Below are 528 nucleotides of genomic sequence, written 5' to 3' on the forward strand. Positions count from 1 at the left end.
GCAGCAGATCGGGATGTTCGGCCCGGATGACCGCAAAAGCCCTCCAGTAGGTCGAGGAATGCCCCTCTGACAGCGCATAGACAATGCAATAGGTCGAACGCGGCAGGTTGGTCAGCCCCGCAACCTCCGGGCCGGACAGATCCGGCAGGGTGGCGCTGATGACGGGGCCAAGTGCGCGGCGTTCATCTTCGTTCACCATGTAGACGAAGAAATTCGGGTTGCTGTCTGCCAGCCCGATCGGGTGGCCCGTGATCGCGGACAGCCGCGACAGATAGGAGGCGATGCGCGCCCGGTCGGTCGCACGGCGGTCCGGCGCGACGGAGGCGCCGAACACCAGCTTCATTCGTACCGGCGCATCCCACCGGCGCAACCGGCTGGCGGTTTCCTGCGCAACCAACCCGCCCGGCCCTCGCCGGTATTCATCGAACAGGGCAATGCGGATGAAGTTTTCCGTCAGCATCGTATCGGTGAAGGGCGTATCCACCCCGCCGCCATCGGTGCGCAGCAGATGCTGCGACAGAAGATCGG

General features: G+C 64.8%; 1 protein-coding gene. It reads right to left on the reverse strand.

Annotated elements, in window-relative coordinates:
* On the reverse strand, positions 1 to 528 hold a 528-nt coding region (locus tag PKE99_RS39480; protein ID WP_271215186.1), incomplete at both ends, for a DUF2927 domain-containing protein.

This window comes from Pseudonocardia halophobica (genome assembly GCF_027922425.1).
Taxonomy (GTDB): Bacteria; Actinomycetota; Actinomycetes; order Mycobacteriales; family Pseudonocardiaceae; genus Pseudonocardia; species Pseudonocardia halophobica.